General features: G+C 71.4%; 20 protein-coding genes. 10 read left to right on the top strand and 10 right to left on the bottom strand.

Annotated elements, in window-relative coordinates; translation table 11 throughout:
- Positions 1 to 83: 83 nt before the first annotated feature.
- The 5 genes from guaA to CKY28_RS15400 form a co-directional block, all read right to left on the bottom strand.
- Entirely contained in the window at positions 84 to 1,637 is a 1,554-nt protein-coding gene (gene guaA, locus CKY28_RS15420; RefSeq protein WP_095999289.1) for a glutamine-hydrolyzing GMP synthase, read from the bottom strand.
- 97 nt (positions 1,638 to 1,734) lie between these two features.
- Positions 1,735 to 1,947, bottom strand: coding sequence for a hypothetical protein (locus CKY28_RS15415; RefSeq protein WP_217989601.1), 213 nt, complete (start codon positions 1,945 to 1,947; stop codon positions 1,735 to 1,737).
- A 13-nt stretch (positions 1,948 to 1,960) separates the two neighbouring features.
- On the bottom strand, positions 1,961 to 2,875 hold the full coding sequence (locus CKY28_RS15410) for an alpha/beta fold hydrolase (RefSeq protein WP_095999287.1): 915 nt from the start codon (positions 2,873 to 2,875) through the stop codon (positions 1,961 to 1,963).
- A gap of 72 nt (positions 2,876 to 2,947) precedes the next feature.
- Positions 2,948 to 3,373, bottom strand: a complete 426-nt coding sequence (rplQ, locus tag CKY28_RS15405; protein ID WP_095999286.1) for a 50S ribosomal protein L17 — start codon at positions 3,371 to 3,373, stop codon at positions 2,948 to 2,950.
- 102 nt (positions 3,374 to 3,475) lie between these two features.
- Positions 3,476 to 4,969 carry a terminase large subunit domain-containing protein gene (locus tag CKY28_RS15400; RefSeq protein WP_095999285.1) on the bottom strand — a complete coding sequence of 498 codons (1,494 nt, stop codon included), beginning with the start codon at positions 4,967 to 4,969 and terminating at the stop codon, positions 3,476 to 3,478.
- A gap of 178 nt (positions 4,970 to 5,147) precedes the next feature.
- Here CKY28_RS15400 and CKY28_RS15395 point away from each other — a divergent pair, with 178 nt between their 5' ends.
- Both CKY28_RS15395 and CKY28_RS15390 read left to right on the top strand, forming a co-directional pair.
- Positions 5,148 to 5,354 (top strand): hypothetical protein, encoded by a 207-nt coding sequence (locus CKY28_RS15395; RefSeq protein ID WP_095999284.1) that lies wholly within the window; start codon positions 5,148 to 5,150, stop codon positions 5,352 to 5,354.
- Between the two features lie 82 nt (positions 5,355 to 5,436).
- Positions 5,437 to 5,700 carry a YdeI/OmpD-associated family protein gene (locus CKY28_RS15390; protein ID WP_245841872.1) on the top strand — a complete coding sequence of 88 codons (264 nt, stop codon included), beginning with the start codon at positions 5,437 to 5,439 and terminating at the stop codon, positions 5,698 to 5,700.
- A gap of 34 nt (positions 5,701 to 5,734) precedes the next feature.
- Here CKY28_RS15390 and CKY28_RS15385 read toward each other — a convergent pair whose 3' ends face one another.
- Positions 5,735 to 6,103: a hypothetical protein gene (locus tag CKY28_RS15385; RefSeq protein ID WP_095999282.1), complete on the bottom strand. Its 369-nt coding sequence runs from the start codon at positions 6,101 to 6,103 to the stop codon at positions 5,735 to 5,737.
- Positions 6,100 to 8,988 (bottom strand): PAS domain-containing protein, encoded by a 2,889-nt coding sequence (locus tag CKY28_RS15380; protein WP_217989600.1) that lies wholly within the window; start codon positions 8,986 to 8,988, stop codon positions 6,100 to 6,102. The genes CKY28_RS15385 and CKY28_RS15380 overlap by 4 nt, the downstream gene beginning before the upstream one ends.
- A 231-nt stretch (positions 8,989 to 9,219) precedes the next feature.
- Between CKY28_RS15380 and CKY28_RS15375 the strand changes: the two genes are divergently transcribed.
- The 3 genes from CKY28_RS15375 (at position 9,220) to CKY28_RS15365 (ending at position 12,396) form a co-directional block, all read left to right on the top strand.
- A complete protein-coding gene (locus CKY28_RS15375; protein WP_176473126.1) occupies positions 9,220 to 9,561 on the top strand; it encodes a hypothetical protein in 342 nt (113 codons plus the stop codon).
- A gap of 163 nt (positions 9,562 to 9,724) precedes the next feature.
- On the top strand, positions 9,725 to 10,729 hold the full coding sequence (locus CKY28_RS15370) for a patatin-like phospholipase family protein (RefSeq protein WP_095999280.1): 1,005 nt from the start codon (positions 9,725 to 9,727) through the stop codon (positions 10,727 to 10,729).
- Entirely contained in the window at positions 10,726 to 12,396 is a 1,671-nt protein-coding gene (locus CKY28_RS15365) for an FAD-binding protein (RefSeq protein WP_095999279.1), read from the top strand. Before CKY28_RS15370 ends, CKY28_RS15365 begins: the two co-directional genes overlap by 4 nt.
- On the opposite strand, the gene CKY28_RS15360 is transcribed toward CKY28_RS15365, so the two are convergent.
- A complete protein-coding gene (locus CKY28_RS15360) occupies positions 12,287 to 13,948 on the bottom strand; it encodes a tetratricopeptide repeat protein (RefSeq protein WP_141243967.1) in 1,662 nt (553 codons plus the stop codon). The genes CKY28_RS15365 and CKY28_RS15360 overlap by 110 nt on opposite strands.
- Positions 13,949 to 14,081: 133 nt before the next feature.
- Entirely contained in the window at positions 14,082 to 14,699 is a 618-nt protein-coding gene (locus CKY28_RS15355) for a hypothetical protein (RefSeq protein ID WP_095999277.1), read from the bottom strand.
- Positions 14,700 to 15,146: 447 nt separating this feature from the next.
- On the opposite strand from CKY28_RS15355, the gene CKY28_RS15350 reads away from it, so the two are divergent.
- The 4 genes from CKY28_RS15350 to CKY28_RS15335 all read left to right on the top strand — a co-directional run bounded on the left by CKY28_RS15350 (position 15,147) and on the right by CKY28_RS15335 (position 17,828).
- On the top strand, positions 15,147 to 15,386 hold the full coding sequence (locus tag CKY28_RS15350) for a hypothetical protein (protein WP_095999276.1): 240 nt from the start codon (positions 15,147 to 15,149) through the stop codon (positions 15,384 to 15,386).
- 108 nt (positions 15,387 to 15,494) lie between these two features.
- Positions 15,495 to 16,649: a DNA cytosine methyltransferase gene (locus CKY28_RS15345; RefSeq protein WP_095999275.1), complete on the top strand. Its 1,155-nt coding sequence runs from the start codon at positions 15,495 to 15,497 to the stop codon at positions 16,647 to 16,649.
- Positions 16,650 to 16,723: 74 nt separating this feature from the next.
- On the top strand, positions 16,724 to 17,410 hold the full coding sequence (locus CKY28_RS15340; RefSeq protein WP_217989598.1) for a GIY-YIG nuclease family protein: 687 nt from the start codon (positions 16,724 to 16,726) through the stop codon (positions 17,408 to 17,410).
- Positions 17,394 to 17,828 (top strand): very short patch repair endonuclease, encoded by a 435-nt coding sequence (locus CKY28_RS15335; protein WP_095999273.1) that lies wholly within the window; start codon positions 17,394 to 17,396, stop codon positions 17,826 to 17,828. Before CKY28_RS15340 ends, CKY28_RS15335 begins: the two co-directional genes overlap by 17 nt.
- 180 nt (positions 17,829 to 18,008) lie before the next feature.
- Here the strand turns inward: CKY28_RS15335 and CKY28_RS18815 are convergent, their stop codons facing one another.
- Positions 18,009 to 18,290 (bottom strand): hypothetical protein, encoded by a 282-nt coding sequence (locus CKY28_RS18815; protein ID WP_095999272.1) that lies wholly within the window; start codon positions 18,288 to 18,290, stop codon positions 18,009 to 18,011.
- Between the two features lie 170 nt (positions 18,291 to 18,460).
- On the opposite strand from CKY28_RS18815, the gene CKY28_RS15325 reads away from it, so the two are divergent.
- On the top strand, positions 18,461 to 19,000 hold the full coding sequence (locus CKY28_RS15325) for a PilZ domain-containing protein (protein WP_342747178.1): 540 nt from the start codon (positions 18,461 to 18,463) through the stop codon (positions 18,998 to 19,000).
- Positions 19,001 to 19,720: the final 720 nt, after the last annotated feature.

The raw sequence follows: 19,720 nt of genomic DNA, 5'->3' as shown, positions 1-19,720 counted from the left end.
CTGGACGGCCTATCTAGGCCCGCGCGGAGGGCGGCTCCATAATCGAACCGATTAGGCCCGTGTGCTCGGCCGCCGCGCCCCGCTCACTCCCACTCGATCGTCCCCGGCGGCTTCGACGTATAGTCGTACACCACCCGGTTCACGCCCCTGACCTCGTTGACGATCCGCGTCGACACGCGCGGCAGGAAGTCGCCGGGGAAGTCGAACGCCTCCGCCGTCATGCCGTCCGTCGACGTGACCGCGCGCAGGGCCAGCACGTGGTCGTACGTCCGGGCGTCTCCCATTACGCCGACCGTGCGGACGGGCAGCAGCACCGCGAACGCCTGCCAGATCGCGTCGTACAGCCCAGCCAGCCGAATCTCCTCCAGGTAGATCGCGTCCGCGCGGCGCAGGATGTCGCAGCGCTCCTTGGTCACCTCGCCGGGGATGCGGATCGCGAGGCCGGGGCCGGGGAACGGGTGCCGCCCCACGAACGCCTGCGGCAGCCCCAGCTCGCGCCCCAGCACCCGCACCTCGTCCTTGAACAGCTCGCGCAGAGGCTCGACGAGCTTCATGTCCATGCGCTCGGGCAGGCCGCCGACATTGTGGTGGCTCTTGATCGTCACCGATGGCCCGCCGGTGAAGCTCACGCTCTCGATCACGTCCGGATAGAGCGTGCCCTGCGCCAGGAACTCCGCCCCGCCGATCTTCCTGGCCTCCGCCTCGAACACGTCGATGAACGTCTTGCCGATGAACTTGCGCTTGAGCTCGGGGTCGCTGACGCCCGCCAGGCCGGACAGGAACAGCGTTTCCGCGTCCACATGCACCAGCGGGATGTTGTAGTGGTTGCGGAACAGCGACACGACCTGCTCCGCCTCCCCCGCCCGCATCAGCCCGTGGTCGACGAATACGCAGGTCAGCTGCTCGCCGATCGCCTCGTGGATCAGCACCGCCGCGACCGCCGAGTCGACGCCGCCCGACAAGCCGCAGATCACGCGGCCCGAGCCCACCTGCTCCCTGATTTCCTGGATCTTGGCGGCGCGGAACTCCGCCATCGTCCAGTCGCCCGTCAGCCCGCACACGTGCCGCGCGAAGTTGGCGATCAGCTTGGCGCCGTCGGGCGTGTGCACCACCTCCGGGTGGAATTGCATCGCGTACATCCGCCGCTCATCGTCGGCGATGACCGCGTAAGGAGCGCCCGCGCTCGCCGCGACCGACCGGAAACCGGGCGCCAGCGCCGCCACATGGTCGCCGTGGCTCATCCACACCCGGTGCCGCTCGCCCTCGCCCCACACGCCGTCGAACAGCTGGCAGCCATCGGCGACGTCCACGAACGCCGACCCGAACTCGCCCGACATGCCGCGCTCGACCGCACCACCGAGCTGCTGGGTGAGCGCCTGCTGCCCGTAGCAGATGCCCATGATCGGCTTGCCCGACTCCAGGATCGCGTCGGGGATGCGGGGGCTGCCCTCGTCCACCACCGACGCCGGCCCGCCCGACAGGATCACGCCCGCGGGCCGCATCCGCTCGTAAGCGTCGGCGGCCGACTGGAACGGCGCGATTTCGGAATAGACCCCCGCCTCGCGCACGCGCCGGGCGATGAGCTGGGTGACCTGGCTGCCGAAGTCGACGATGAGGATGCTGTCGGGGTGCTCCATGGCGCAGGCCCTAGCCGCCGAGCAGGCTAGGGCCAAGCCCAGCCGGCGGGGCCACAGCCCCGTCCGACGACGCGGGACTTGTTCCCGCGTCGGGCCCTCACTCCATCAGCATCCACAGCAACTGCACCATGCTCGCCCCCGCAATCGGCGCGACGAACAGCAGGAGCAGGTTCACCCCGACCACCCACAGCAGGAACTTCTCGCCCGCCGCGCTCATCCGCTTGCGCGGAGGCGGCCGCGGCGGCTCCCAGCGCGGCGGCGGAGGCCAATCGTCGTGGCTCACGAACATGGAAACCGCAACCCCCGACACGCCCGTTCGCTCCTCAACCGCCGACGAACGCCGCCACGTCGCGCGCGAAGCGCTCCGGGTCCTCCACCCACATGAAGTGCCCGCGCCCCGCATACTCGACGTAACGCCCGCGCGGCAGCTTGGCCGCGAACGCGCGCTGCGGCCCCGCGACCGCCTGGTGGTCTTGCGCGCCCGCCAGCACCAGCACGGGCATGGTCAGCGCCTCCGGCCGCGCGAAGCGGTACTGGAGCAGCCCCTGGTCGAACATCGCGCGGGACAGCTCGCCCGAGTTCTTCAGGCCGTCCGCCTCGTCGGCTTCGTCCACCATCGCCGCGGTCTTGAGGTCGGGGAACATGTTGCGGTTCACATATTCCTGGTTCTTGCCCGGATAGGCGCGGAACGGGTCGCAGCGCGGCCGCGCCCCCGCCGCCACGCCCGCGCTCGCCCGCGCATAGGCTTCCGCGTCCGTCCGCCCGAGCCGCTCGCACTGCGCGTCGATCATCGCCGGGATGTCCGGGATCCCCGCCGCCAGCACCAGCCGCGTGACCCTGTCGGGGTATTTCGCGGCGTACTCCATCCCGATCGCCGTGCCGAAGCTATGCCCGACCAGCGCGATCCGCTCCGCCCCCAGCTCGCGCCGCAGCCGCTCCACGTCCTCGACCAGGATCGCCATCGAATAGGCGGCCTGGTCCTTCGGCCGCTCCGACCGCCCGCTCCCCCGCTGGTCGAGATAGACCATGCGCAACCGCCGCTCGAGCGCCGGCCCGGCGTAGCGCTGGAAGCTCATGCTACCCTGCCCCGGCCCGCCGTGCAGGAACACGACAGGGACGCCTCGCTCGGCGCCCGCCACCTTGTACCAGAGCGTCACGCCCGCCGACTGGAACCGGTGCTCGCCCGGCGTGAGCGGCGCGGCGAGCAGCGCCAGCGGCAACAGGAACTTGGGCGTCACGGCGTTTCCCCAACGAAGAAGGGCCGCACCATCGCTGGCGCGGCCCTCCGTTTCAAGCCGAAGCCGGGGAGCTTACGCCGCCTGGCCGAAATCCTCGTCGTCGTTCAGCACGGGGCCGCTGTCCTGCCCCTTCGCGCTCACGTCGCGGTCGACGAACTCGATGATCGCCATCGGCGACGCGTCCGACGCGCGGATGCCGGCCTTGATGATGCGGGTGTAACCGCCGTTACGCGAAGCATAACGCGCCGCCAGCACGTCGAACAGCTTCTGAAGCTGCGCGTCGTCCAGCAGCCGCGCGTGCGCCAGGCGACGGTTCGACAGCCCGCCGCGCTTCGCCAGCGTGACCAGCTTCTCGACGTACGGGCGCAGCTCCTTCGCCTTGGCGACGGTGGTGGTGATCTGCTCGTGCTTGATGAGCGCCGCGGCCATGTTGCGGAACAGGGCCTGGCGGTGGGCGGAGGTGCGCTGGAGCTTACGCCCGCCGACGCGGTGACGCATGGTTTATTCCCTTCGGTTCGTCCGGCGCCCGTACGAGGTAACGCCGGCCAGGCGGAGGAGCCGCCCGGAAGCCGCGCCCCTGACCACGAACCGCCCGAAAAGTCAAATCTTCCTGACCCCCGGCTCCACCCTCCGCTTCAGCATGAGCGCCCACAGCGCCCACACCATCGCGTCCGCGCGGTCGGGCGAGCCCTCGCCCTCGTACCCGCCCGCGGTGAACTGCCCCAGCTGCGCCTCCAGCTCGGGGAAACGCCCCGCCAGCCCCGCACGCCCGCTCTCGAACAGCGCCGCCACCGGCTCCGCGCGCGCCGCCTTGCCGCGGCTGGCGTGCACCAGCTCGAGCGGCAGGTTGAGGCTCGCGGCGCGCAGCACGGTGCGCACCATCTCGCCGCCCTGGTTCGCCTCCACCACGACGCGGTCCGCGCCCCAGGCGGCGGCCGCGTCCGCCACGGCGCGCGCCCACCCTTCCGGCGAGCGCCCCGCGACCGACAGGTCGGCGAGCACCAGCGCCCGCCCGTCGCGGTCCAGCCCCGCCGCCACGATCCCGCACGTCCCCGCCGCGCTCGCCGGCGGGTCGACGCCGACGACCACCCGGCTGAAATCCTCCCCGAGCTTGTCTCGGGGAGGGGGACCGCCGAAGGCGGTGGAGGGGCCGGAGCGACGACACGCTTCGATCAGGTCGAACGGCCACAAGCTCCCCTCCCGGTCCGCGACCAGCCGCCCCTCGATCTCCTGCACCCCCAGCCGCGTGCCCCCGTACGCCCGCTCCACCGCCTCCACGAAACCCGGGGCCAGGTGCCGGTTCGCCCCCGTCGCCCCGCCCGTCACGTGCGTCCCCGCCGCCTCCATCACGCGCCGAAGCGCAGGCTCGGCCGACGGCGTGGTCGTGACCACCGCGCGCGGCCTGTCCCCGCGCCGGAGCCCCAGCTGCAGCATGTCCCAGGTCGCCTGCGCGTGCCGCCACTTGCCCAGCTCGTCGCACCACGCCAAGTCGTGCTCCGGCCCGCGGAGCCCCTGCGGGCTGCGGCCGGAGAAGAGCGCGGCCTCCGCCCCGTTCGCGAAGACTAGCCGCCGCTCCGCCGGCAGCCACCGCTCGATCTCGCCCGCCCCGGCCAGCGACAGGAGCCCGCTCGGCCCCTCCACCATCACCGCCTTGGCGTCGTCCACGGTCGCGCCCACGAGCGCGACGCGCAGCGTCGAGCCCGTGGGCGCGACCCGGCCGGCGGGGCCGCAGCCCCGTCCGACGACGCGGGACTTGCTCCCGCGTCGGGCCCGCCCCTCCCCGTCGATCGTCCACTCCGCCGACGCCGCCCGGCCTACGCCCGCGCCGTCGAACATCGGCGCTGCCGATGCCGGCCGGGTGGAGGCGCGCACCTGCTCCAGCACCCATTCCGCCCCCGCCCGCGTCTTGCCGAACCCGCGTCCGCCCATGATCACCCAGGTGCGCCAGTCGTCGTGCAGCGGCCGCTGCCCTTCATGCGCCCAGTCGGGAAAGTGCCGCCGCCACGAGTGCAGCATCGGCTCCGGCAGCGAGCCCAGCGCGATCGCCTGCTTCTCCGGCGGCATCGCCGCGAGCCGGCTCAGATATTCCAGCATCAATCTTCCCCCCTTCGCCCATCCCCGACCGCCCCGCCCCGGAACCGTTCCAATCCGAGTCGATCCGATTTTCCGTCACCCACCGCCGGAACAACCCCGCGCCCGACACATTCAGAGGCCGCCACCCAGGGACGGGGAGCCGCCCGGTGGCGCGTGTCGCTTTTCGAATGGGTGTCCCATGTCCACCATCGCCCTCGTCGCGATGATCACCTTCCTCGGGCCATGGCTGCTCGTCGGTCTCGTCGGCCTCACCTGCTGGGCCTCGCCGCCCTGCAGACGCCGGGTCCACCTGTTCCTGTTCGGCTCGGACGCCCCGAGCGGCAGGCCGACCCACCACGGCACCGACCACCCAGCCGAACGCTGGGCCGCGGAACACCGCGCCTAACCTCGCGGCGTCACCGGCGCCCCTGGCCCGCGGGTCGCCCCTGCGTTATCCTGCGAGCATCTGTTCGCCAGGAGCAGGAAGCGTGACGCCCGAGGCAGACATGGAAGGCGGCGTCGCCCATGCGCTCCCCGGCGACCTCCGGGACGCGCTGGCGCTCGATCCGGCCGCGTCGGCGACCTGGCGGGCCATCACGCCGCTCGCCCGCAACGAGTGGATCTGCTGGATTGAGTCCGCCAAGAAGCCGGAAACCCGGCGCAAGCGGATCGACTGGGGCCGCTCCAGCCTGCGGGACGGCAAGCGCCGCCCCTGCTGCTGGCCCGGCTGCCCGCACCGGGGCACGCGCTGAGGCCGGACGCCCGCCGCGCAATCTGGGGACGCCTCTAATCCTCCCCCAACCAACTCCCCAGCCGGTCCACCATCGCCGCCACCACGTCGCGCCGCAGCTGGAACCCCAGCCAGCCCAGCCCCGGGTGCCGGAACGCGACCAGCGCCTGCCCCTTGTCCGAGTTCTTCCCCACCAGGTACGCCGGGTCGACCGTCACGTCCGTGATCCGGGCGCCCTCGTCCAGCTCGGGCGCGACCGCGTCCGCCAGCCGGGCGCGCCCGTCCGCCAGCGCGCGGATCAGGTCGTCCAGCTCCGGCCCCTCCAGCCGCGCGCCGAACAGCTCGCCCTCGCCGCCCAGCACGCGCAGCCACACCGCCGCGCCGTCCTCCTCGACCGACAGTTCGACCTGCGCCGCCTCCCTCACGCCGCCCCGCGCGCGCGTGATCCAGGACGGGGCCGACCCCAGCTCGCCTCGCGCAGCACGCGCGACAGCTCCTCGACCGAATAGGGCTTGTGCAGCACGGGAAAGCCGTGGCGCGCGTCCTGCGCCAGCACATGGCTGTACCCGCTCGTCAGCACCACGGGCAGCCCCGGCCAGCGCTCGCGCACCCGCCGCCCGAAATCCACGCCGTCGATGCCCGGCATCACCACGTCGGAGAAGACGAGGTCGAACGGCTCCTCCGCCCCCTCCAGCATCCCCAGCGCCTCGCCCGCATTGCCCGCCAGCACCGTTTCGTAGCCCAGGTCCTCCAGCAGCTGCGCGGCGAACTCGCCCACCGCGCTGTTGTCCTCCACCACCAGCACGCGCCCCGCGCCCGCGGCCGGCGCGCCGCCCTCCGTCCGTCGGTCCTCGGCGAGCGCCGCCGCGTCGATCTTGGGCAGGTACAGGCGGAACGTCGTGCCGCGCCCCGGCTCGCTGTCCACCGCCACCTCGCCGCCCGACTGCTTGGCGAAGCCGAACACCTGGGAGAGCCCCAGCCCCGTGCCGCGCCCCACCTCCTTGGTCGTGAAGAAGGGCTCGAAGATGCGCTCCATCACCTCGGCGGGGATGCCCGCCCCCGTGTCGGCCACCGACACGATCACGAACTCGCCCTCCGCGCCCGAATGGCCGCGCACCGGCGGCAGCGCGTGCGCCTCGTCGATGCCGATCGTCAGCCTGCCCTCGCCGTCCATCGCGTCGCGCGCGTTCACCGCCATGTTGACCAGCGCCGTCTCGAACTGCGCCGCGTCCGCCTCGACGGGGCAGGGCCGGCAGCGCCCCTCGATCGTGAGCTCCACGCGCGCGCCGAGCACCGTGCGCAGCATGTCCGCCACCCCGTCCACGCGCGCCGCCACGTCGAACACCTCCGGCCTGAGCGCCTGCCGGCGCGCAAAGGCGAGCAGCTGCCCCGTCAGCTTGGCCGCGCGGTCGGCGGTGTCGGAGATCGCGTCGACGTAGCGCCGCCGCCGCTCCTCCGTCAGCTCGCGCCGCCGGAGCAGGTCCGCCGACGAGCGGATCACGGTCAGGAGGTTGTTGAAGTCGTGCGCCACGCCCCCCGTCAGCTGGCCGATCGCCTCCAGCTTCTGGCTCTGCCGGAGCGCCTCCTCCGCGCGGCCGCGCTCGGCCACCTCCTCGATCACGCGCCGCTCCAGCGTCTCGTTCAGCTCGCGCGAGCGGGCCTCGGCCTCCTTGCGGTCGGTGATGTCGAGCACGAACTCGAACCCCGTCCCGTCCGGCAACAGCTTGGCCGCGAACAGCGCCCACCAACGCGACCCGTCGCGGCGGACATATTGCTTCTCATAAGGCGTGGTCCGTCCCGTCGCTTTCAGCTCCGCAAAGGCGCGCTCCGACACGCCCAGGAACTCGGGCGGCGTCAGCGCGCGCCAGGTGAGCGCGCCGCTCTCCAGCTCCTCGCGCGAGTAATCGCCCATCTGCAGAAAGGCGTCGTTCGCGTCGAAGATGCGGCCGTCCATGTCGAAATAGATCGCCCCCACCGTCTCGATCTCGAGCGCGGTGCGGAAGCGCTGCTCGCTCCGCTCCAGGTCGCGCCGCGTGGCGGCCAGCTCCTCCTCGCGCTTCCTGCGCTCCGTCTCGTCGCGCCCGATCTTCAGGAACCCGCGCGGCCGCCCCTGCTCGTCGGGCGGCAGCGGGTGGACGGAGCCGTTGATATAGACAAGCGTGTCGTCCGCGCGCTTGTGCCAGCGCTGGTCGGGCGCGGCGCCCGCCGCCAGCGCCGTCTCCGCCTCGCGTTGGGGCGCGCCGGCGTTGACGTCGTCGGCCGTGAACAGCTCGTCCGCCGACCGCCCGATCGCCTCCTCCTCCGTCATGCCGAACGCGCGCTCCGCCCCCGCCGACCAGCCGGTGATGCGCCGCTCGGGATCCATCGTCAGGATCGCGTACTCGCGCGCGCCGTCGACCACGAGCCGCAGCCGTTCCTCGCGCTCGCGCAGCGCCTCGCGCCCGCGATGCGCCTCCGTCACGTCATGGCCCTCGACGAAGATGCCGGTGACGCGCCCGTCCTCGTCGCGGATGGGCTCGTAGACGAAGTCGAGGAACCGCTCCTCCGTCCCGCCGTCCTGCGCCAGCAGGATCCGCGCGTCCGTCGCCGCGTGCCGCTCGCCCCGCGCATAGACCTGGTCGAGCAGGTCGAAGAACGGCTGGTCGGCCAATTCCGGGAACACCTCGCGCACCGTGCGCCCGACGCAGGGGCGCTCGCCCACCAGCCGCCGGAACGCGCGGTTGGCGAGCTCGAACCGGTGCTCGGACCCGCACAGCACCGCGATGAAGCCCGGCGCGTTCTCGAACAGGCGGCCGCGCGCCGCCAGCTCGTCCGCGCGGCTCCGCTCGGCCGCGACCCTGGCCGTCGTCTCCACGCACGCGCAGAAGAAGCCGCCCACCCGGCCCCCTTCGTCGCGCACCGGCGTGTAGGAGAAGGCGAAGTGCGTCTCCTCCGGATAGCCGCGCCGGTGCATCAGGAGCGTGATGTCGTCCATGTGCACCGGCCGGCCCGCATAGGCCTGCTCGACGATCGGCTCCAAGTCGGCGCGTATTTCCCACCACACCTCCAGGAAGTCGCGCCCCAGCGCGTCCGGGTGCTTCCCCGCCAGGATCGCCGAATAGGCATGGTTGTAGAGCAGCGTGCGTTCCGGCCCCCAGACGATGAACATGGGCTGGTCGGACGCGCGCATCAGCTCGACCAGCGTCCGCACCGGCTGCGGCCAGCCCGCCTCGGAGCCCAGCGGCGTCGCCGACCAGTCAAAGGCGCGCGGCGGCGCATCCGGGGACGCGCTCCGGCCATCCCCGTCCGAAATCAAGACGTTATCCTGCATCAGCGCCCCAACGCCCCTAACCGCCATCAGTATCCCGCGCGGCGCCGCCGGCCGGCGCCCGTTCGACGGCGCGGCTTCGTCGCGTCGCCCTCCCCTTCGATTTCACGCTCTTTTCACGCCCGCGCGCCGCGGGCTTCACGCCTCGAGGACGCCGCGAGGACGCCCTTCGCGCAAACGGGCCGTGCCGAAATGGTTCGGCGCGAACAAGGGAAAGGGAAGGACATGCTCAACGTGAAAGCCATCGTCGCCGCGGCGGCGCTCATCGTCCCGCTCGGCGCGGCCTACGCCAACACGCGCGCGTACAACATCGACGCGAACACCCGCGAGAGCTTCAACCTGCGGCTGTGCGGGCCGGCGGTCACCGTGACCGCAGACGGGGACGACGACACCGACCTCGACTACTGGCTGTACAATTCGGCGGGCCAGCTGGTCCACCGGGACCTCGACCGCACCGACATGATGATCAGGACGATCTACCGCCGCGACGGCAGCTGCGGCAATTATCGGCTCGTCGTGCGCAACCTCGGCGACATCTACAACCGGATGCAGTTGTCGCTGGACGACCTCGCGTGAAACCCGGACCGGCCGGTCCGCCGCTTCGCGCGGCGGGCCGGCCGACCGGGACGCGCTTGCGGAGCGTCCCGCGCCATAGTACCCCGACGGCAGGTGGCGACCGGGCCCGCGTGCGAGCGGCCAGGCCCGCCTCTGTGCCGCGTCGACTCCAGGGAGGCGTGACATGGCGCATGGTGACGGCATCGGGATCGCGGCCGCCCTGTCCGGCGGCGGGTCCAAGGGCGCGTTCCAAGTAGGCGTGCTCGCCGAGCTCGAGGACATCGGCGTCCGGGTCGACGCCTTCGCCGGGGTGTCCACCGGCGCGATACAGGCGATGGCGGGCGCGATGGAGGCGGTCCCGCAACTGGTCGCCGACTGGAGCTCGATCAGACGCAACCGCGACATCCACTTCCGCCGCCTCCTGCCCATCGTCTCCAAATACAACTCGGACGCGCTGCTGGAGCGCATCAGGCGCTTCGCGAACGCGAACGGGCCCGTGAAGCGGCCGCTCCGCGTGGGCGTGGTCAGCCTCCAGAGCGGCGAATTCCGGCTGATCGACGGCTTGGGGATGGAGCCCGATCAGCTCGCCCGATGGGTTTACGCCAGTTGCATGGTGCCGGTCGAGTACGCGCCCGTCGAACGGGAACGGTATGTGCGCGACACCACGCAGTGGGTCGACGGGGGCGCGCGCACGGTGACGCCGCTCGCCGTCGCCGCCGCGTTCGAGCCGCGCGGCGTGCTCATGATCCGCGCGCACCCGACGCCGACCGTGGCCTATGACGGACGCCGGTTCGGCACCATCCTGGACATCGGCAAGCGCGCGATCGACGTGCTGCAATCGGAGGTGTCGCTGAACGACATGGCCGGCCTGGAGCTCGGCAACGCGTTCCACGCCATGCGGGAACGGATCGAGAGCGGGCTCGCGAGCTGCGGCGCGCCGCCGGACGTGGCGGAGATGATGCGGTGCGAGCTGGACCGGCTGGCGGACGATTTCGGCTTGGTGCGCGTATTTCCGATCAGGCCCGAGCACGAATACTCCGCGACCAACAACTACCACCCGATCGACATCGCCGCCGCGATCGAGGCGGGCCGCCGCACGGTGGACGCGCAGCGGGCGGCGATCCTTGATTTCGTTCGGACGTGCGGGCGGACCGTCGATCGGCCGACCCCGCGGGAGAAGGCCGCATGAGCGTGCAGGCGGTGAAGCACGGCCCGGGCGAGTGGGCCAACTGGTCGGAGAACCTGTGCGGTTGGGCGGCCGAGCAGGTGACGTTCGCCGGCCGCGCCGCACCGAACGGCGCTCTGGCCTGGTGCAGGGCCGCAGGCGACGAGTGGCGCAAGCTGCTAGGCGCCGCGGCGGCGCAGGACCGGGACCTGCGTCCGTTCGGCGGCGGCTGGTCGTTCACCGGGATTCTCGCCACGAACGGCGTGCTGGCGCAGACCTCCGGGCTCGGCCGCATGTTCCGGGCCTGCCCCACCTGGTTCCGGCCCGGGGTCGGGAGCCTCGCCGATGCTCTGGTGCTGGTTGGCGGCGGCGTCTCCGTCCGAAAGCTCAACCGCTGGCTGCGCGCGCAGAAACTGTCGCTCGTCAACTCGGGCGCGAGCGACGGCCAGTCGATCGCGGGCGCGATCGCGACCGGCACGCACGGATCCCGGCCGGCGCTGGGCGGCATGCAGGCGCAGGTCATGGCCGTCCACCTGATCGGCGGGCCGGACCGGGCCTGGTGGCTGGAGCGCCCGTCCGCCGTTCCGGGCGGCCCGCTTCTGACCGACGAGGCCGTGCGCGCGCTGGGCGTCGACCTGTCGCAGCCCGCGCCGGCGGGCGCGTTCGAGGCGGCGCAGGTGCATCTGGGCGGCCTGGGCGTCGTCAACGCCGTGCTGCTGCGCGTCAGGCCCCGCCGGCGCTTCCGTGTGATCAAGGCCAAGGCGAAGCTGGACCGGGCCGCGCTGACGTTGCTCCAGGCCGGGAAGTTCCTCGAGTTCGCGGCGCGGGCCGCGCCGCAGGCGCCGGACTTGACCGATCCCGACTTCGTCCAGGTCATCCTCAATCCCTTCGATCCGTATGGCGAGATCGCCCTGGTCGACCTCTTGTTCGAGGACTTCAGCCTCGTCCCGCCGCCGCTCTGGAAAGCGCCGATCTCCCTCGAACCGCTGGAGCTCGTCGGCCAGTTCACGCGCGCTAATCCTCATCTGCGCCGCTGGGCTGTCACGACCATGATGAAGACCATCTACCGGGAGGTGCCGGACCGCCCCGACCAGCGCGCCTACAAGCATTGGGACGAGCTGATGGGCAGGCCCGTCCACGACCGCATGGGCCAGCTCTTCACCGCGGCGGTCGCCGTGGAACGCTCGAACCTGATGCGGACGGTGGACGTCATGCACGAGGCGTTCGTCCGGCACGGCGGCGGCGACCTCGTGTTCACGCTGCGCTTCGTCCGCGGCGGAGAAGGCACGCTCGCCTTCACCCGCTTCGATCACAACGTCGTGATCGACATGGACGGCATCCGCACCGAAGCGAGCAAGATCGCCGCGGCGCGCGTGTTCGACGAGCTGGAGGCGTCCGGCATCCCCTTCAGCTATCATTGGGGCAAGGTCGGCCGCATCGACGCGGACAAGATCGGGCGGGATTACGGACGGGGAGCCGGCGGCGTCTCCCCCCTGTCCAGCTGGAAGGCGGCCCGCGCCATGCTGCTCGACCCTCGCCTCCACCGCGTCTTCGGCGGCGATGCGCTGAAGTCCTGGGGCCTCACATGCCCACCTGCGCCGACACCAGCCGCAGCGACGGCGGCGGCGCGCCCGACTGGGCAAGCTCGATCGCGTCCCGCCAGCGCTGGCGAAGCGGCGGATCGCGCATGATGAGAGGCGCCAGCAGCGCCGGGTCGACGCGCCGCAACCGCTCGGACGCGATCCCCGCCTCCTCCGCGCGGCCGAGCAGCGCGAGCGCGGCGGCGAGCGCGGCCAGCGTCACGGGATGGTCGGGCATGCGGTGGATCGAGTCCTCCAGCGGCGCCAGCGCCTCGCCCGCGCGGCCCAGCAGCAGGAGGCAGAGCCCCACCCCCGTCTGCTGAAACGGCCTGACCGCCGAGCGCGGGTTGATCGCGGCCGCGGCCGTCAGATGCTCCAGCCCGCCCCGGGGATCGCCCGAGCAGAGCTCGATCCAGCCCTGCCAGAAGGGCAGCGAGGGATAACCCCGTCCCAGCGCGGCCGCGCGCTCGATCACCCGGCGCGCCTGCTCGATCTCGCCGCCCGTGACGAGCAGCGTCGCCGCGACATAGCCCAGGACCGACGGATCGTCCGATCCCAGCTGCAGCGCCCGGTCGGCGTCGCCCAGCGCCCGCGCGCGCTCGGCGAACAGGTCGGCCGACCAGCCGGACGCCAGCATCACGCCCCGGCAGAAACCCGAGAGCGCGTGCGGCCAAGGGTGCGAGGGGCAGAGCTCCGCCGCGCGCGCGCATAGCGCCACCGCCTCCTCCAGCGCCGCGCGCGTCCAGCGCCGGAACAGCGCGTTCGCGCGCCAATAGGCCGCATAGGCGTCGTCGGGGTCGACCGGCCGTTCGACGGCGCGGCGCATCTCCTCCTTTTCTATGGCGGAGTCGACCTGCCGCGCGACCTCCACCGCCAACCGGTCCTGCACCGCGAACGCGTCGGCGGCGGTTTCGTCGAACCGCTCGGTCCAGACCACCCTGTTCTCCGGCCCGACCAGCCTGACCCAAATTCGAACGCGTCCCTCGTCCAGGCCCACGCGGCCGTGGAGCACATAGTCGGCCGCCGCGTCGCCGGGCGCCGCCGCCAGCACGCGCAGCGTGCCGAACCGCGACAGGGCGACGGTGATCTCGTCGGCGACGCCGTCGGCCAGCTCCTCGCGCCGCGGCGCGTCCGCGCCGCCCGTGAAGCGCACCACCGCCAGCGACGGCCGCCGGAGGGCGCGGGACGCGCCGCCGCGTGGAGGCGAAGGCGCGGGTGCCGCCGCGGGCGCGTCGCGCCTGGCCGCGCGCGCCGCGCGCTCGGTGCGGAGCCAGTCCTCGAACCCTTCCTCGCCGCCGAGGTCGAACCCTTCCAGGAACTCGCCCCCGCCTCCCGCCTCCGCACCGTCCTCGTGCACGCGCAGGCGCTCGCGGTCGAGCCACACCCGGTGGTGGTCGGACTGGACGAAGCCGCCGCCCGCCCGCGCCAGCACGGCCTTCAGGTTGGACAGCTCGCGCCGGAGGCTGCCCTGCGCCTGCGCCTCGGCGCGCGCGCCCCACAGCTTCTCCTGGAGCCAGCTGCGCGTCCGCTCGCCCCTGCCGGCCGCGAGCATGGCGAGCATCGCCATGGCCCGCTTGCTCGGGATGGCGACCCGGCGGCCCCGCGCGTCGAGCAGGCGCAGAGGGCCCGAAAGATGAAGGTCGAAACCGTCCCGCTCGATCATCGGCATTTCCCCATCCCGCGAGAAACGCACACGCCCCTAGGCAGTCGGAGGCACCATGCGCTCGGAAACGCGCCCGTGCAACAACTTACGCTACGTTTCGCGCGGGTCGCGCGCCCATCCGCCCCTCGCCCCCTCACCCGCCCAGCGCCCGCACGCGTTTGAGCACCTCGTCCCGCACCTGCTCGATCGAGGGCTCGCGCCGCCGCCAGTCGTGGCGCGGCCGCTTGCCTTCGCCCGTCACGCTCGCCTGGTGCATCCTGTAGACGGTGATCACCTGGTCGACCGTCATGGCGGGCGCGGCGTCGCCGCCCGTGTCGGGCGGTCCTTCCAAGGTCGCGCTCGCCCGCTCGACGAGCAGCGCCTCCAGCCGGGCCCAGCCATGCGCCAGCGCCTCGCGCCAGCGCTCCGCGAAGCCCGGCCAGTCGCGCCGCCGCCGATAGACCGCCGCCGCCGACACCCCCGCCGCACGCGTCGCCATCGCCACGTTGCACGTCGCCGCCAGCGTCTCCAGGAAGCGCGCCTCCGCGGCGGCCGACCAGCGCCCCGGCCCCGCCGTCTCCACGCGCGGCCGCCCGTGCCGGGACGCGCGCACCACCTGGTCCGGCGCCAGCACGGGCGTTTCACCCGCCTCGAGCCGCGCCGCCCCTTCCGCGCGCGCCCGCGCCCAGTCCGCCGCAAAATCCGGGCGTCGCCTGCGCGCGGCGTAGGCGTTCTCCGTCCCGACCCCCGCCTCCCGCGCCGCCGCCTTCACGCTCAGTCCGCGCGAAAGGGCGTGGAGAAAGGGCGCGCGCCATGCGCAGCGCGAGCGCGCTTGCCTGTGAACCATCCGATCATCTCCCCCAGAACCCGGCCGACGAGCCGACCGCGCGGCGATTGGGAAGTCGGCGAGAGCAAGCCGCGCGAGCACGGCCGGCGGCGCACGAGCGCCGTCCGACGACGCGGCTCCGCCGCGTCGCCCCCCACTCGCCACTGCTCCGTCGAACCACCGGCGCACTTCGCCAGCGTTCCCGTTATGTACCCAACCAGCGTCGCGCTGTCAAGCGAAAAGCAACCATCCTGGTTCAGCCATGCCCGCATAGCCCCGTCCTATGGCCGAGCCGCCGGGCTTCGAATTGGCGCTCCCGCCCCGCGCCGCCCATCTCCCCCGATATGACGGAGCGGCCCCGCGCGGGGCCGCCGAACCGAACGGGAGGGATTATTGAGCTACGCCGACGCGTTCCGCATCGACCTGAGCCGGACCGCCTGCACCCGCCCCAAGCGCGAGGGCGACCTGGTCCAGCTGGGCTCGAATAACGGCATCACCTACGAGATCGCCGCCATCCGCGGCGCCACCGCCTGGATCCGCGAACCGCGCACCTGGCGCGGCGAAGCGCTGGTCCCGCTGTCGCGCCTGCGCAAGGTCGCCGACGCCCCCGGGGGCCGCCACAGGGCGGCGTGAGCGGGGCCGCCGTTCGTCCTCCGTTCTTGCGGGACCGCGCCGCACGCGGCATGGATGGACCCGCACCCGCGACTCCGCGATCGGCCGGGCGCACGACGAGGCGGAACCATGGCGACACGCACCTTCCTGGAGTTCTTCGCCGGCGGCGGCATGGCGCGCGCCGGGTTGGGCGACGGATGGCGCTGCCTGTTCGCCAACGATTTCGACCAGGCCAAGGCGGACGCCTACGCCGCGGCTTGGGGCCGGGACGGCGAGCGCCCGCCCGAGCTGAAGGTGGGCGACGTCGGCCTGCTCAAGCTCGCCGATCTGCCGGCCGAGCGGGCCGATCTCGCCTGGGCGTCCTTTCCCTGCCAGGACCTCTCGCTGGCCGGCCCCGGCGCGGGGCTCGCGGGCGAGCGGTCGGGCTCCTTCCTACCCTTCCACTTCCTGATGATGGACCTGCGCCGCGAGGGCCGCGCGCCCCGCGCGATCGTGCTGGAGAACGTCTGCGGCCTGCTGACCTCGCACGGCGGGCGCGACTTCGCCGACATTTGCGGCATGCTGTCGGAGATCGGCTACCGCTACGGCGCGCTCGTCATGGACGCCGCCGAGTTCCTGCCCCAGTCCCGCCCCCGCCTCTTCGTCGTCGCCGTCGACCGCAAGATTCCCGTGACGGGCGCGGCCGGCCCCGGCCCGAACTGGCACCCGGCGCGGCTCCGCCAGGCGTATGCCGCGCTCAACCCGAGCCGCAGGGCGGATTGGGTCTGGTTCGACCCGCCCGCCCCCGCACGCCGCAACCAAGTTTTGGCCGACCTGATCGAAGCCGAGCCGGCCGACGTGCGCTGGCATACGCCCGAGGAGACCGCGCGGCTGCTGGACCTCATGAACGACGTGAACCGCGCCAAGGTCGACGCCGCCCGCGCCAAGCCGGGCCGCTCGGTGGGAACGGTCTATAAGCGCACCCGCGTCGAGGGCGGCGTGAAGGCGCAACGCGCCGAGGTCCGCTTCGACGACGTCGCCGGCTGCCTGCGCACGCCGGGCGGCGGCTCCAGCCGCCAGACGATCATGGTCGTGGAGGACGGCCGCGTCCGCACGCGCCTCATCTCCGCGCGCGAGACGGCGCGGTTGATGGGGCTGCCGGAGGAGTACCCGCTGCCCGCACGGTACAACGACGCCTACCATCTCACCGGCGACGGCGTGGCCGTGCCGGTGGTGCGGTGGATCGCCGAGCATGTCCTGGAGCCGGTGTTGGATCGGAGTGAGACGAAAGTGCTGGCGGCGTGACACGTAAGAAGGTGACTGGCGAGGGTTCCCCACCAGTCGAAACTGCGGAACTTCGAAGAGAGCTAAAGAGGTTCTTGGAGCGAACTCTGCCAGCGACTGACGATCTGCCGGCGATCAGGGTCGGCTCAGTCAAATATGGTGTTTACGCCTTTTTAGATTTTGACGATCAGCCGATTTATGTAGGGCAAACACGTGAAAGCATCGGCACACGCGTACGACGCCATCTCACCAATCAGAGAACTGACGCTGTCGCCATGTCGGTCCTTGATCCATTCGAGGTCCGCTCGGTGCTTGCGTGGCCCCTTCGCGAATACCAGGGGTACAAAGCGTCCGGCGATGGCCGGACCGACAAATCCCTGCTGTCAGCCGCACAAGCAAGATTAAACGCGCTAGAGCGTTTGGTTTTCGAGCGTTTGGTAGAGCAAAGCGATTACGAGATCATCCTAAACGAGAAAGACCCGCCGGTCGGCGGGGCGGCTGACTGGTTCGAGCCGATTCGTGGCGATCTGTTCACGGGTGAACTGCTGGTCAGGCGTGGGCATCCCGACACTCGGCTAGCGCGGCGAACCTCGACCCTTGCCCGTCTCGCCCAGGTCATCTCCGAACGCGAACTGAAGAGCGGCGGCCTTCGGCGCGCGCTTCTAGCGCAGGCCGTTCGGATCGAGAACCTTGCCCGGAAACGGTACGGCGATCTGGGTGGAGACGGTTCCGTTCTACGCCGGACCGGCAAGGGCGGAAACGAGGATGGCGAGGACGTCTAGACCTCCCCTCACCCGCCCCGAGATCATGGCCCGCGTACGCGGCCGCGACACCGGGCCGGAGATGGTCATACGGCGGACGCTCCACGCCATGGGCTACCGCTACCGCGTGCAGGCGCGTGGACTGCCGGGCCGACCGGACGTGGCGTTCACCCGGCGGCGCGCCGCGATCTTCGTGCACGGCTGCTTCTGGCACGGCCACGACTGCGCGCGGGGAGCCCGCGCGCCCAAGGCCAACGCCGAGTTCTGGCGCGCCAAGCTCGACCGCAACCGCGCCCGCGACGCGGCGGCGCTCGACGCGCTGGCCGCGCTCGGCTGGCGCGCGCTGGTCGTGTGGGAGTGCGGGCTGCGCGACCGGGAGGCGTTGGCCGGACGGCTCCGCGCGTTCCTGGGGCCGGTCAGGGTGGAAAGGGGCGGGTGATCCGCATCCTCCCCGAGCTCGCCTCGGGGAGGTGGCCGTCGCGGCCGGACGCCGTCCGCCCCACGGCAAGGGCTCAGCCGTGCCGCGGACTAGCAGGCGCTCGCCTTCGCGCAATGGCTGCGATGGGCGGGAAGCGGACCGCGTCCGAATGTCCGCGATGGGTGGAGAGCGGACTGCTCTTCACCAGCCGATTAGAGCGTCCGAAGCTCTATCGCCGGCGCCTATGCGAGGTAGGTCCGAAATGTCGCTCGCATCGCTATCACTCTCAAGCTCTACGGACGAGCGGATGAACTGGTCGCCGAGAACACGATGGCTACGCTCTTGTGCCAGGATGTCGCCCCACCGCTGGGCTTCATCGGGGGAGCTTGCTGCGATGCCTATACAAGCCACCCACTCTCGGTCCTGGTCGGCCTCGTGTGCCGCCGTGTCGAGAAACCATGCCGAGTAGATGTAGGCGTTCATATCGCTACTGAACACGCTGTAGCGAATGTCTGCAATGGGTCGAAAGCGGACGTGTGTCACCTCATCGCCCGTGGACGCGCGCTCCGGTTCGTAGCTCGGCGCTAAGCATTTGTTCGCGCCTGCATGCGACATGTCGCCTGGGTTGAGGACGTGGGCTCGGGGGCAGGTTCGTGTTGAACGTAGTGCAGGCTGGCCTGCGGCCGCGCGAGCCGCGGGTGAAGGTGCTGGTCCCCTGTCGAATGAACGTGAGCGGCAGGTGGGTGGACGTCTGCGTCCATAATGCGTCCTCGCGCGGCTTGTTGGTGGCCGCCGACGAAGCACCCGGGACGGGTGCTTACATCGACATCCGCCGTGGCACGCTGGTGATCATCGGTCGGGTGGTCTGGCGCAAGGGCCGCTTCTTCGGTGTCCGCACGCAAGATCGCCTCAGCGTCCAAGCACTGGTCAGCGAGCCGCGCCGCGGCCCGCATGGCGCTTCCGCATCATCCCCCTTGAGCGAAGAAAGGCGGACGCAGTCGCGGCTGGCCGCCGAGGGCCGCGTCGCACGTCGGGTCGAGCATAGCCGGCAGACCTCCTCGCGGCTGCAGTTCGGCTTCCTCGTGTTGGCGGCCGCCGCGATCGCGATGTTCATGGCCGACGAGGTCGGGCTGATGCTCGCCCAGCCACTTACGGCCGTCAGTGCCGCCCTTGACGGCCATGTAGGTAGTTAGCGGGCGGCAGGCCTGCCGACGCCCCGGATGGCGGAACGCTCGCGCGGCCGTCCGTTAAGGGTGGGAGGCGGACCTTGTATGCACGCCGTCTGCACATAAGCGCGCCACTGATAACGAAATTGTGGAGTGGGACGTGGATGGACACGCGGAGGTGGGCGGCGATCTTGGTCAGTGCAGGGCTGTTGACCGTGCCGTATTCGGTGACCGCACTCACACCCAATTCGATCTGTTTTTCCGAGTTAAGGATTATCGGCGCACAGGAGAAGGTCGCCGTTGTGAAACGCTGGTTAGTAGAGAACGGCCACTCGGTAGCCGACCGACCCGGCTGCTGTGAGGTCAGCAAGGGACGTAAGACCTTTGTGCCCATAGGTTTGGAAGCCTACCTTGCGTCCGGAAAGGCACATTACGTCTTGATCCCTAGAACTCTGGACGCTGAAATCGTCATGGGACTTCACCGAACAGAGCACTGGAGCGTCGTAGCGGTCGATAGCTGCGGCGTACCCCTCAGCGTCGGTGTCGATTTCTAGCTATCATCTCGCTTTCACGCCTGGTGCTGCCGCTTCGATGTCCACTATGGGTCGAAGCGAACTTAGTGAGGTGGCCCCCTAAATGACCTGACAGGGTCTCGCTCTTAGCTAAGAGTGAGGCATATGACTGAGCATACGACCAGGCGTTACAACGGCGGCGAGGTCCTCTCCGGGGTCCAGCGCCGGAGGCGCT

It is taken from the genome of Sphingomonas lenta (assembly GCF_002288825.1).
Lineage (GTDB): Bacteria > Pseudomonadota > Alphaproteobacteria > Sphingomonadales > Sphingomonadaceae > Sphingomonas > Sphingomonas lenta.
Note: the sequence above shows the minus strand (reverse complement) of the source record. Positions and strands in the feature narration are given on the sequence as shown.